This window comes from Streptomyces populi, assembly GCF_002911015.1.
GTDB classification, from domain to species: Bacteria; Actinomycetota; Actinomycetes; order Streptomycetales; family Streptomycetaceae; genus Streptomyces; species Streptomyces populi.
On the sequence record NZ_KZ626843.1, the window covers coordinates 169,258 to 182,208 of the forward strand.

Genomic DNA, 12,951 nt, shown 5'->3' on the forward strand with positions numbered 1-12,951 from the left:
GGCAAGCACCTGAAACCGCCCATGGGGCTGGAGTAGCCTCGGCTCCATTTGCACGCTGCGCCCCCACTCGCACACGATGCGTGACGGCGTGCGGGCGCGCGGGAGCACGGTGACGACGGCCCGGATCCTCAGATCCCGGCGATCCGCAGCGCCGCGTCGGCCGTGGCCTCGGCGAAGGCCGGCACCGGGCGCTGCGGATCGGAGCGGCGCACGAGGATGACCCCCTCGATCAGCCCGAACAGCAGATCCGTGCGCAGATCGAGCTCACTCTTGGCGAGCGCTCCCCCGGCCGCCGTCGCGGCGAGCAACTGGCGGTAGGTGTCCTTGAGTTCGGCCCGCACGGCATGGAAGCCGGCGAAGCGTTCGGTGCGCACCTCGGGCAGCAGGTAGAGACCGCCGAGGTTGTGCGGTCCCCCGCAGAGCACCTCGACGTCGGTGCGGCACAGCTGCCACAGCCTCCGCTCCGCGGGCACCGTGTCGTCGGCGAGGAGTTCACGGGCGCAGACGAGCGAGGGCGTGACCGTGGACTCCAGGAGCTCCGCGAGCAGTTCCTCCTTGCCGGAGACGTAGTGGTACATGGACGCCTGGCGCATGCCCGCCCGCTCGGCGACGGCACGGGTGGTGGTGGCCGCGTATCCCCGTGTGGTGAACAACTCGGCCGCGGCGTCCAGCAGTTCGGCGCGCGGCGTCAGCCCGCTGTCCGGCCGCCGATCGGCCCGAGGCCTGCCGACCCGTCGCCCGCCACCCGTTCCCATGCGCTCGATCCTCGCACACGCGCCACGCCCCGGCAGGGCGCCCGGCCCGCGCCGCGGACACCGGACGGCCGCGGGCAGCCCCCCGTACCGGCGGCGCCCCCCCGTGAGGGACAGGTAACCGGGCGGCAACACACGGGACACGGCCGCGACCCACCCCGCCCCTAATTTCTGTCGCGCGACAGAAATGACCGAGGAGCCGGAGGACCCGCGATGGCGACAGCGACCACCCACGGAGCACGCGATCACGCCCGCGCCCAGCAGGGGACCCGCGCCGAGGCCATGCCCGTCGTCCCCGCGGACGACTGGCCGGCACCGCCGCCCGGGGCGGGCCCGCTCGTCTGGGCCGAGACCGTGGCGGGCGGCAACTACACGCACAAGGTGCTGGCCCGGGGCACCGAACTGCGCCTGACCGACCTCACCGGCGACGCCTGCGCGCACCTGCTGCTGTACGTCGCGGACCGGCCGTGGGAACGCCTGAACGTCGCCGACACCGTCAAGGTCCAGTGGAACGCCTACCTGGGCGAGGGCCGGCTGCTCCTCTCCGACCAGGGCCGGGTGCTCGCCTCGGTCGTCACCGACACCTCCGGACGGCACGACGCCCTGTGCGGCACCTCCACGCTCCTGCGCAACACCGAACGCTACGGGGACGGGACCCCGCAGTCCGCGTCCCCGGCGGGCCGCGAGCTGTTCAAGCTGGCCGCCGCCAAGAACGGGCTCGGACCCCGCGATCTGCCGCCCTCGCTCTCCTTCTTCCAGGGCGTGGAGATACGCGAGGACGGCTCACCGGCCTTCACCGGCTCGGCCGGCCCCGGCGCCTCCGTCACCCTGCGCGCCGAGCAGGACCTGACGGTGCTGATCGCCAACGTCCCGCACCCCGCCGACCCGCGCCCGCACTACACCAGCACCCCGCTGGAGGTACTGGCCTGGCACGCACGGGCCACCGCGGCGGGCGACCCGCTGTGGGAGGCCACGCCCGAGGGCCGCCGCGCCTTCCTGAACACCGCCGAATTCCTTGCCACGAGGGGGCTCGCATGACGCACGTCACCGTCCCGGCCCGGGCCGCCTGGTCCGCCGTCGTCCGCGCCGGCCGGACGCTCACCGTCACCGACCTGCACGGCAACCAGGCCGTCGACTTCCTGGTGTACGACGCCGCCGACACCGCCGTCCGCTACAGCGCCCCCGACACCATCCAGGCCCAGGGCAACATCTTCCTGACCACGGGCAGCGTCCTGATGTCGAACGAGCACACCCCGCTGATGACCGTCGTCGAGGACGAGGTCGGCCGGCACGACACGGTCGGCGGCGCCTGCTCCAAGGAGTCCAACACCCTGCGCTACGGCCACCACACCTGGTCCCAGCACGCCTGCGTGGACAACTTCCTCGCCGAGGGCGCCCGCTACGGCCTCGGCAAGCGCGACCTGGTGTCGAACATCAACTGGTACATGAACGTGCCGGTCGAGGAGGACGGCACCCTCGGCATCGTCGACGGCATCTCCGCCCCGGGCCTGAGGCTGACCCTGCGCGCCGAACGCGACGTGATCGTGCTGGTCTCCAACTGCCCCCAGATCAACAACCCGTGCAACGGCTTCGAGCCGACCGAGGTCGCCATGACGATCGGGGACCCCGCATGAGCTTCGACACCCTGCTGGTCGCCAACCGCGGCGAGATCGCCGTCCGCGTCATCCGCACCGCCCGCGAACTGGGCCTGCGCACCGTCGCCGTGTACTCCGACGCCGATCGCGCCGCGCCCCACGTCCGCCTCGCCGACGAGGCCGTGCGGCTCGGCCCGGCCCCCGCCAAGGAGTCCTACCTCGACGGCGACCTGGTCCTGAAGGCCGCCAAGGACACCGGGGCCGGGGCCGTCCACCCCGGCTACGGCTTCCTGTCCGAGGACGCGGCCTTCGCCCGGCGCTGCGAGGACGCCGGGATCGTGTTCGTCGGGCCGACACCGGAGCAGCTGGAGCTGTTCGGCGCCAAGCACACCGCGAGGGCGGCGGCCGAGGCCGCGGGGGTGCCGCTGGCTCCCGGCACGGGGCTGCTCCCCGGCCTCCCCGAGGCACTGGAGGCGGCCGACCGCATCGGCTATCCCGTGATGCTCAAGGCCACCGGCGGTGGCGGCGGCATCGGCATGTCCGCCTGCCGGTCCGCCGCCGAACTCACCGAGGCCTGGGACCGGGTGCAGCGCGTCGCCGCCGCCTCCTTCTCCTCGGCCGGGGTCTTCCTGGAACGCCTGGTCGAACACGCCCGCCATGTCGAGGTGCAGGTCTTCGGCGACGGGCGGGGCCGGGTCGTCACCTTCGGCGACCGCGACTGCTCGCTCCAGCGCCGCAACCAGAAGGTCCTGGAGGAGGCGCCCGCGCCGGACCTCCCCTCCCCCGTCCGCGAGCGACTCGCCTCCGCCGCACGCGAGTTGTGCGCCTCGGTCGGCTACCGCTCGGCCGGAACCGTCGAGTTCGTCTACGACGCCGCCCGCGAGGAGGCCTACTTCCTGGAGGTCAACACCCGCCTCCAGGTGGAACACCCGGTCACCGAGGAGATCTACGGCGTCGACCTGGTCGCCTGGATGCTGCGCCTGGCCCGGGGCGAGCGGAACGTCGTACGGGACCCGGGGACACCCCGCGGTCACGCCGTCGAGGCGCGCGTGTACGCCGAGGACCCCTCACGCGAACACCGGCCCAGCGCGGGCCTGTTGACACGGGTGGAGTTCCCCTCCGGGGTCCGCGTCGACGGCTGGGTCGAAACGGGCACCGAGGTGACCGCCTCCTACGACCCGATGCTCGCGAAGGTGATCGCGTACGGGGCGGACCGGGCCGAGGCCCTGGAACGCCTCGACACGGCGCTGGCCGCGACCCGCGTGGACGGCATCGAGACGAACCTCGGTCTGGTGCGGGCCGCGCTCGCCGAACCCTCCTTCCGGCGGGCGGCGCACTCCACCGCCACGCTGGCCGGCGTGAGCGATCCCACCCCGCGCGTCGAGGTCGTCTCCGGCGGCACGCTCACCACCGTGCAGGACTGGCCCGGCCGCACCGGCCACTGGCAGGTCGGGGTGCCGCCCTGCGGACCGATGGACGACCTCTCCTTCCGGCTCGGCAACCGCGCGCTCGGCAACCCCGAGGGCGCGCCGGGCCTCGAATGCACCCTTCAGGGACCGGCGTTGAGGTTCACCCACGCCACGACGGTCTGCGTCACGGGCGCTCCCGCGCCGGTCACCGTGGACGGGTCCGCCGTCGCCCGGTGGGAGCCGGTGACCGTACCGGCCGGGGCGGTCCTCGAGATCGGGACGCCCGCCGGACCCGGCCTGCGCACCTACGTCCTGTTCGCGGGCGGCGGCCTGGACGTGCCCGCTTTCCTCGGCAGCGCCTCCACCTTCACCCTCGGCCGGTTCGGCGGCCACGGGGGCCGCGCCCTGCGCACCGGCGACGTCCTGCACGGCGGCGCGGTCACGGGCACCGGAGCGCCCGTGCCGGCCGCCGACCGCCCCGGCCTCACCACCGAGTGGCGCATCGGCGTCCTCGAAGGGCCGCACGCCGCGCCGGAGTTCTTCACCGAGGACGACATCCACGACTTCTACGCCGCCGACTGGAAGGTCCACTTCAACTCGGCCCGCACCGGGGTGCGGCTCGTCGGACCCAAGCCCCGCTGGGCCCGCGCCGACGGCGGCGAGGCCGGCCTGCACCCCTCCAACATCCACGACACCCCCTACTCGGTCGGCGCCGTCGACTACACCGGCGACATGCCGGTGCTCCTCGGCCCCGACGGCCCCTCCCTGGGCGGCTTCGTCTGCCCGGCGACCGTCGTCAGCACCGAACGCTGGAAGCTCGGCCAGCTCCGTCCCGGCGACACCGTGCGCTTCGCACCGCTCGCCGACGACGGCTCCGCGCGGCCACCGATCGTCGACGGAGGGGTCCTCGCCCGGGACGGCGACGTCACCTACCGCCGCAGCGGCGACGACAACCTGCTCGTCGAGTTCGGCCCCATGCAGCTCGACCTCGCCCTGCGGATGCGGGTCCACGCGCTGATGGAGGCCGTGGCGGCGGCGGGCCTCGACGGCGTCACCGACCTGACCCCGGGCATCCGCTCGCTCCAGATCCAGGCCGACCCGGGCCGGCTCCCCCAGCGCGAACTCCTGGACACCGTGCGGCGCACGGTCCGCGCCCTGCCCCCGACCGACCGGCTCGTCGTCCCCTCCCGCACCGTCCACCTCCCGCTGTCCTGGGACGACCCGGCCACCCGCGAGGCCATCGCCCGCTACATGGCCGGTGTCCGCGACGACGCCCCCTGGTGCCCGTGGAACATCGAGTTCATCCGCCGGGTCAACGGCCTGGACTCGGTGGACGACGTCTACCGCACCGTCTTCGACGCCGAGTACCTGGTCCTCGGCCTCGGCGACGTCTACCTGGGCGCGCCGGTCGCCACCCCGCTCGACCCGCGCCACCGGCTGGTCACCACGAAGTACAACCCGGCCCGCACCTGGACCGCCGAGAACTCGGTCGGCATCGGCGGCGCCTACCTGTGCGTCTACGGCATGGAGGGCCCCGGCGGCTACCAGTTCGTCGGCCGGACGACCCAGGTGTGGTCGCCCTGGCAGCAGCGCGGCGCGTTCGAACCCGGCAAGCCGTGGCTGCTGCGCTTCTTCGACCGGATCAAGTGGTACCCGGTGGAGGCGGACGAACTCCTCGAACTGCGGGCCGACATCGTCTCCGGCCGTTTCGTGCCGCGCGTCGAGGAGGGCACCTTCTCGCTCGCCGCGTACGAGGCCTTCCTCGCCGAGAACGCCGGGTCCGTCGCCGAGTTCCGGTCCCGGCAGGGTGAGGCGTTCTCCGCCGAGCGGGACGCCTGGGAGGCCGCGGGCGAGTTCGCCCGCGCCGAGGCGGCGGCCGCCCCGCCCGCACCGGCCGGCGAGGTGAGCGTCCCCGAGGGCGGCCGGCTGATCGAGGCCGAGTTCGCCGCGTCGGTGTGGCAGCTGAACGTGGCACCGGGCGAACGGGTCACGGCGGGGCAGCCGTTGCTCGCCCTGGAGGCGATGAAGATGGAGTCACGCGTCCCCGCCCCCGTCGACGGCGTGGTCCACCAGGTCCTGACCCGCCCGGGCGACCAGGTGGAGGCGGGCACGGCCCTGCTCGTACTCGCTCCCCCGGAACCCTCGACCCCCTGACCCCTGGCTCCCGCCCCTCGACCCCCTGACCCCTCGCCCCTCGACCCCTGCCCCGGCCGCCGCCCCCTCGCCGCCACCGCCACCGGACCGGCCCGCACCGGCCCGGCCGGGGCCCCGCCCGCTCGCCCCGTCTCCCCCGCACCGGTCCGGCCACGGCCTCCGTCCCGCCCCCCGTCTCCGCCCGCGCACGACCTCCGTCACGAGGAGTCCCGATGTCCGCCCTCACCCGAGTCCGCCTGGCGTACGCCCGTATCGAGGCCGTGGACCGGCCCGAGATCTGGATCGGCCTGCGCCCCCGGGCACAGGCCGAGAGCGAGGCCCGCGCCGTGGACGAACGGATCGCCGCCGGCGAGCACCTCCCGCTCGCCGGCAGGCTCCTCGCCGTGAAGGGCAACATCGACGTGGCCGGCCTGCCCACCACCGCCGGATGCCCGGCCTACGCCTACCCCCCGGAAGCCGACGCGCCCGCGGTCGCCCGCCTGCGCGCGGCCGGGGCCGTCGTGCTCGGCACCACCAACCTCGACCAGTTCGCCACCGGCCTGGTCGGCACCCGCTCTCCCTACGGTGCCGTCCGGGGCGCCCTCGACCCGGAGCGGATCAGCGGCGGCTCCAGCTCCGGATCGGCCGTCGCGGTGGCCCTCGGCATCGCCGACCTCGCCCTCGGCACCGACACCGCCGGCTCCGGGCGGGTGCCCGCCGCGTTCAACGGCATCGTCGGTCTCAAACCGACCCGGGGCCTGGTGCCGACCACCGGCGTCGTCCCGGCCTGCGCCTCCCTGGACTGCGTCACCGTGTTCGCCCGCACCCTCCCGGAGGCCGAACAGGCCCTCGCCCACCTGGCCTCCCCCGCCGCACGCGAACTCCCGCCCCTGGCACAGCGCGCGCCCGGCCCCTGGCGCGTCGCCGTCCCGCCGACGGCACAGCTCGGCGAACTGGACGAGGGCTGGGCCCAGGCCTACGAGGCGGCGGTGCGCCGGCTCGTCGCGGCCGGGGCCGACGTGCGCACCCTCGACCTCACCCCGTTCACCGAGGCCGCCGCGATGCTCTACGAGGGCGCCTTCGTCGCCGAGCGCTACACGGCGGTGGGGAGCTTCATCGACAAACTGATCTCCGAGGGAGGTGCCGGGCTCGACCCGACCGTCGCCGGGATCATCACCCGCGCCCGGGACATCCCGGCCCACCAGCTGTACGCCGACCAGGAGCGGCTGGCCTCCTTGCGAGCCCGGGCGCTCGCCGAACTGGCCGACGCCGACGCACTGCTCCTGCCCACCACGCCCGGCCATCCCACGCTCGCCGAGGTCGCCGCCGACCCGCTGGGCGCCAACGCCCGCCTGGGCCGCTTCACCAACTCCACGAACCTCTTCGACCTGGCGGCCGTCGCCGTCCCGGCCGGGCGGACACCCGCGGGACTTCCCTTCGGCGTGATGCTGATCGGACGTGCGTTCACCGACGAACGGCTCGCACGGATCGCCCGCTCGCTGGAACCGGGGACGAGCCTCGCCGTGGTGGGGGCGCACCTGTCCGGCCAGCCGCTCAACACGCAGTTGCTGTCCCTGGGCGCCCGCCTCGACCGTACGACCACCACCGCCCCCGTCTACCGGCTGCACGCCCTGGACACCAGCCCGCCGAAGCCGGGTCTCGTCCATGTCGGCGCGGGCGGCGCCGCCGTCGAGGCCGAGGTGTGGAGCCTGCCCGCGGACAGCCTCGGACGCCTGCTGGCGGCGCTCCCCCGCCCGATGGTCCTGGGCAGCGTCGAACTGGCCGACGGCACCCACGTGCCCGGGTTCCTGTGCGAACCCGGCGCGTTGAAGGACGCCCCCGACATCACACGGCACGGCGGCTGGCGCGCGTACCTCGACGACCGGCGGTCAGGCTGACGGCAGCCCACGGACCGGGCATCGGCGGGTGGCACGGGCGGCCGCCCGCCGGAGCCGTCGAGGGCGGTGACGGCCGGACACACCGCAGGCCGGGTGCGGGCCGCCGCCGGCCGGCCTGTCCGCCCGGCGCCGCACGCCACGACGAGCGCGGGGTGCGGGCCGCCTCCGGCCCGGAGCCGGTGGCGGCCGGGCCGTCGCCGGTCAGCCCACCGACGAGTAGGCCACCACCCCGCGCAGCAGGGCGTCGACCGCCTTGCGGGCGTTCTTCGCGACCGTCGACCTCTCGCCGCCCGAAACGGGCGCCGCGGCCGCGATCTGGCCGAGGACGTCGATGACCTGCTTGCACCAGCGCACGAAGTCACCGGCGGGCATCTCGGCCTCGCGCAGCACCTCGTCCAGGCCCTTGCCGGACGCCCACTCGTGGGCGGCCCAGGCGAAGCCGAGGTCCGGCTCGCGCTGGCCCACGCCCTCCGTCTGGTTGATCCGGAAGTCCTCCTCCAGCGCGTCCAGCCGGCCCCAGATCCGCACCATCTCGCCGAGCGCGGCCTTGGCCTTGCCCGAGGGCACCTTCGGCGCCATCGCGTCGTCGGCCATCCGCGACTCGTACACCAACGCCGAGACGCAGGCGGCCAGTTCCGCCGGGGAGAGCCCGTCCCAGACGCCGGCGCGCAGGCATTCACTGGCCAGCAGGTCGAGTTCGCCGTACAGCCGGGCGAGCCGCTTGCCGTGCTCGGTGACCTCGTCGCCGCGCAGATAGTCCAGCTCGGTGAGCAGGGCGACGATCCGGTCGAAGGTGCGGGCGATGGTGTTCGTCCGGCCCTCGATACGGCGCTCCAGCTGCGAGGTGTCCCGCTTGAGCCGGTGGTAGCGCTCGGCCCAACGGGCGTGGTCCTCGCGGTCGTTGCAGCCGTGGCAGGGGTGCGCGCGGATCGCGGTGCGCAGCCGGGCGATCTCACGGTCGTCGGCGGCCTCGGAGCGCCGCTTGCGGTGCCGGTCCGGGACGATGTGCCCGGCCCTGGTGCGCAGGGCGGACGCGAGGTCCCGACGGGACTGCGGCGAACGCGGGTTGAACGACTTGGGGATCCGCATCCGGTCGAGCGCCTCGACCGGCACCGGGAAGTCCATCGAGGCCAGCCTCTTGACCTGGCGTTCGGCGGTCAGCACCAGCGGGCGCGGACCGTCGTGCTGCTCGAAGCCCCGGTGGCCGTTCGACCGGCCCGCGGGCAGCCCCGGGTCCAGCACCAGCGCGAGTCCCGCGTACTTGCCGGTGGGCACGTGGATCACGTCACCGGGCTTCAGCTTCTCCAGCGCGACGGCCGCCTCGGCACGCCGCTGCGACACCCCCTGCCGGGCCAGTTCGGTCTCGCGGTCCTTCAGTTCGCGACGCAGCCCCATGTACGCGTCGAAGTCCCCGAGGTGGCAGGTCATCGACTCCTTGTAGCCCTCGAGGCCCTCCTCGTTGCGCTGCACCTGCCGGGAGATCCCGACGACCGACTTGTCGGCCTGGAACTGCGCGAACGACGTCTCCAGCAGCTCGCGCGAGCGGTGCCGGCCGAACTGCTCGACCAGGTTCACGGCCATGTTGTACGACGGCTTGAAGCTGGAGCGCAGCGGATAGGTGCGGGTGCCGGCGAGTCCGGCGAGGTGCTCGGGACTGAAGCCGCGCTGCCACAGCACGACCGCGTGGCCCTCGACGTCGATGCCGCGGCGGCCTGCCCGGCCGGTCAGCTGAGTGTACTCGCCGGGTGTGATGTCGGCGTGCTGCTCGCCGTTCCACTTGACGAGCTTCTCCAGGACCACCGAGCGGGCCGGCATGTTGATGCCGAGCGCGAGGGTCTCCGTCGCGAAGACGGCCTTGACCAGGCCGCGGACGAACAGTTCCTCGACGACCTCCTTGAAGGTCGGCAGCATGCCCGCGTGATGGGCGGCGATGCCGCGCTCCAGGCCCTCCAGCCACTCGAAGTAGCCGAGGACGTGCAGGTCCTCGTCCGGGATGGAGGCGGTGCGCTCCTCGACGAGCTCGCGCACCCGCGCACGGGCCGCGTCGTCGTTCAGCCGCAGACCGGCGTACAGGCACTGCTGCACGGCGGCCTCGCAGGCGGCGCGGCTGAAGATGAACGTGATGGCGGGCAGCAGCCCCTCGGCGTCGAGCCGCTCGATGACCTCGGGCCGGCCCGGCGTCCAGATCCGCGAGCGCTGTCTGCGCTCACGCTCGCGGTCGGCCTCGCGCATCGCGCGGCCCCGTCTGCGGTCCTGGTACGACGGACGACTCGCCTCCATGCGCGCCATGCGCGTGAGGTCGGGGTTGACCGCCTTGCGCTGGCCCTCGCCCTCCTCGAAGAGGTCGTACATCCGGCGCCCGGCCAGCACGTGCTGGAACAGCGGGACGGGCCGGTGCTCGGAGACGATCACCTGGGTGTCACCGCGCACGGTGTCCAGCCAGTCACCGAACTCCTCCGCGTTCGACACGGTCGCCGACAGCGACACCAGGGTCACCGACTCCTGGAGGTGGATGATCACTTCCTCCCAGACGGCGCCGCGGAAGCGGTCGGAGAGGTAGTGCACCTCGTCCATCACCACGTAGCCGAGCCCGAGGAGGGTGTTCGAGCCCGCGTACAGCATGTTCCGCAGCACCTCGGTGGTCATGACGACCACCGGTGCCTCGGAGTTGACGCTGTTGTCGCCGGTGAGCAGGCCGACCTTGTCCGCGCCGTAGCGGCGGCACAGGTCGGCGTACTTCTGGTTGGAGAGCGCCTTGATCGGCGTGGTGTAGAAGCACTTCTTGCCCTGCTGGAGGGCGAGGTGGACGGCGAACTCGCCGACGATCGTCTTGCCCGAGCCGGTGGGCGCGGCCACCAGCACACCCTTGCCCGCCTCGAGCGCCTGGCAGGCCTCGATCTGGAAGGGGTCGAGGCCGAAGTCGTACATCTCGCGGAAGGACGCGAGCGCGGTGGCCTGCTCGGCAGCGCGCCTGCGCGACGCCGCATACCGCTCGGCCGGTGAGAGGTCCTCTGTCATCGTGCTTTCGAGACTACCGGGAGGCACTGACACAAGGACGATCATTATCCGGATCAGCGGCCGTGAAACCCCGGATCCCCGCAGCTCAGGGAAGTGCGACGCGCACGGCTGCCCGTATGCACTCCGCGGTCAGCGGCAGCGGCCCGAGCGGCTCCCCGTCCGCGTAGCCGGTGACGCCCTCGGCGAGGAGTTCGACGCGGGACGCCCGGTGCACGCTCACCACGGGATGGCCGACGTGGGTGCCCCGGTAGACCCGGGGGAAGATCTTGAGCAGCGTCGCGCGGCTGCAGTCACCGACGACGGTGATGTCGAACAGCCCGTCACCGAGGCTCGCGCCGGGGCAGATCTTCATGCCGCCGCCGTACGACGGCCCGTTGCCGACGGCCACGAGCGTCGCCTCGGTCTCCAGCGTCTCCCCGCCGTCCAGCGTGATGCGGTACGGGAGGGGCCGGAAGGCGGCCAGTTCGGCGACCATGGCGACGTCGTACTTGAAGCGGCCGACGGGCAGGCGCATCCGGTTCCCGCGGTCGTTGACCCGGGAGTCGAACCCGGAGGCGAGGACGGTGCCGAACCAGGTGCCGTTCACCCGGCCCAGGTCGACCTCGCGCAGCCTCTCGCCCTTCAGCGCCTCGGCGATCATCCGTCCCGCCGCCGCCGGGTCGCTCACGGGCAGCCCGAGGGCCCGCGCGAAGTCGTTGCCGGTCCCGGCGGCGACCAGGCCGAAGGGGGTACGGGTCCCGGCGACGGCCTGGAGGGCCAGGTTCGCCATGCCGTCCCCGCCGACCGCGACGAGGGCGCCGGTACCGCCGGCGACCGCCTCTCGGGCCCGCGCGAGGGCGTCCGCCGTGTCCTCGCCCTGGACCGTCTCGACGGAGAATCCCGCGGCGCGCAATGCGGAAGCGGCCGGCAGCGCCGCTCGGGCGCCCCGGCCGCGGCCCGCGGTGGGGTTGACGAAGAGGGTGATCTCGCTGGTCACAGGGTGACCTTACGAGGTCCCGGGGCGTCGTCAGGTCACGTCGTCATAACCGTTGACCCGGTCCCTGGTCGCCTGCTCCGGAAGGGTCCGGGCGGTACTCACGTTCTCGACGTCGCCGATGTCCTCGGGAGTGAGGTCGAGATCGGAGGCCTCGTCGTCGGCGGGCCCGGACTCGTCACGCCGGCGCTTGCGCCGGTCGTTGAGCAGCGAGAAGACGACCGCGCCGAAGTACAGGATCCAGATCGGTCCGGCGAGCGCGAGCATCGTCAGCGGGTCGGTGCTGGGGGTGGCGACCGCGGCGAAGACCGTGATGCCGATGATCATGCCGCGCCACCAGCCGAGCATGCGCCGGCCGGTGAGGATGCCCGTGAGGTTGAGCATCACCAGGAGCAGCGGCAGCTCGAAGGAGAGGCCGAAGACCACCACCATGCGCGTGACCAGGTCGAGCAGGTCGTCCAGCGGCAGGAGGTTGTTCACGCCGGACGGCGTGAACTCCATCAGGACCTTCGCCGTGGTGGGCAGCACCTTGTAGGCGAAGAACGCTCCGCCGAAGAACAGCGGGACGCCGGTGCCGACGAACGCGTACGCGTACTTCTTCTCACTCTTGTGCAGACCCGGGGCGACGAACGCCCAGAGCTGGTAGAGCCAGACCGGCGAGGCGAGCACGACGCCCGCCATCAGGGAGACCTTCAGCGCCAGGGTGAACGGGGCGAGCAGACCGTTGATGGTGATCTGCGCGCACTGGTGGTTCTTGGGCTGCTTCGCCAGTTCGGCGAACGTCTCGGGGCACCCGACGGAGTTCAGGACCGGCTCGGTGAAGAAGTTGATGATGTCGTTGTAGTAGAAGGCAGCGACGATCGTCACGAGGACGATGGCCAGCACCGCCTTCGCGAGCCGGTTGCGGAGCTCGCGAAGATGGTCCGCGAGGGGCATCCGCCCCTCAGGGTCCTTCTCCGTGTTGCGGGCAGACTTGAGCAACCCACATCCTCATCTCGTGCGGCGGGCCGGATTCGACCGGCCCTGCGTCAGCGCTGGGTCGTGTCCGTCGGCTCGTTGACCGGGCGCGAGCTGGTCACGTCGCCGGGGGCGGCCTGGATCGTGCGCTGAGCCGGGGGCTGCTCGTCGGCGGCGGGCTGGGCCGCCGGGGCCGGGGCGCCGCCCTCCTCCTTC

At 73.3% G+C, this 12,951-nt stretch carries 8 protein-coding genes and 1 pseudogene; 4 read left to right on the top strand and 5 right to left on the bottom strand.

What is annotated here, in order from left to right:
- Window positions 1-128 precede the first annotated feature (128 nt).
- The gene (locus CW362_RS03990; protein ID WP_103547919.1) at window positions 129-755 is read right to left on the bottom strand and encodes a TetR/AcrR family transcriptional regulator; all 627 of its coding nucleotides are present in this window, start codon (window positions 753-755) and stop codon (window positions 129-131) included.
- Between the two features lie 210 nt (window positions 756-965).
- Here CW362_RS03990 and CW362_RS03995 point away from each other — a divergent pair, with 210 nt between their 5' ends.
- From CW362_RS03995 to atzF, 4 genes are all read left to right on the top strand, one after another.
- Window positions 966-1,790 carry an urea amidolyase associated protein UAAP1 gene (locus tag CW362_RS03995; protein ID WP_103547920.1) on the top strand — a complete coding sequence of 275 codons (825 nt, stop codon included), beginning with the start codon at window positions 966-968 and terminating at the stop codon, window positions 1,788-1,790.
- On the top strand, window positions 1,787-2,386 hold the full coding sequence (locus tag CW362_RS04000) for an urea amidolyase associated protein UAAP2 (RefSeq protein ID WP_103547921.1): 600 nt from the start codon (window positions 1,787-1,789) through the stop codon (window positions 2,384-2,386). The genes CW362_RS03995 and CW362_RS04000 overlap by 4 nt, the downstream gene beginning before the upstream one ends.
- Window positions 2,383-5,910 (top strand): 5-oxoprolinase/urea amidolyase family protein, encoded by a 3,528-nt coding sequence (locus CW362_RS04005; RefSeq protein WP_103547922.1) that lies wholly within the window; start codon window positions 2,383-2,385, stop codon window positions 5,908-5,910. The genes CW362_RS04000 and CW362_RS04005 overlap by 4 nt, the downstream gene beginning before the upstream one ends.
- Window positions 5,911-6,122: 212 nt before the next feature.
- Window positions 6,123-7,787 (top strand): allophanate hydrolase, encoded by a 1,665-nt coding sequence (gene atzF, locus CW362_RS04015; RefSeq protein ID WP_103547923.1) that lies wholly within the window; start codon window positions 6,123-6,125, stop codon window positions 7,785-7,787.
- Between the two features lie 201 nt (window positions 7,788-7,988).
- Here the strand turns inward: atzF and CW362_RS04020 are convergent, their stop codons facing one another.
- From CW362_RS04020 to CW362_RS44325, 4 genes and pseudogenes are all read right to left on the bottom strand, one after another.
- Window positions 7,989-10,850 (bottom strand): DEAD/DEAH box helicase, encoded by a 2,862-nt coding sequence (locus tag CW362_RS04020; RefSeq protein WP_103547924.1) that lies wholly within the window; start codon window positions 10,848-10,850, stop codon window positions 7,989-7,991.
- A 40-nt stretch (window positions 10,851-10,890) separates the two neighbouring features.
- On the bottom strand, window positions 10,891-11,781 hold the full coding sequence (locus CW362_RS04025) for a diacylglycerol kinase (protein ID WP_103547925.1): 891 nt from the start codon (window positions 11,779-11,781) through the stop codon (window positions 10,891-10,893).
- A gap of 30 nt (window positions 11,782-11,811) precedes the next feature.
- A complete protein-coding gene (gene tatC, locus CW362_RS04030; RefSeq protein ID WP_206300853.1) occupies window positions 11,812-12,759 on the bottom strand; it encodes a twin-arginine translocase subunit TatC in 948 nt (315 codons plus the stop codon).
- Between the two features lie 47 nt (window positions 12,760-12,806).
- A pseudogene (locus tag CW362_RS44325) lies at window positions 12,807-12,951 on the bottom strand (twin-arginine translocase TatA/TatE family subunit); the annotation flags it as partial.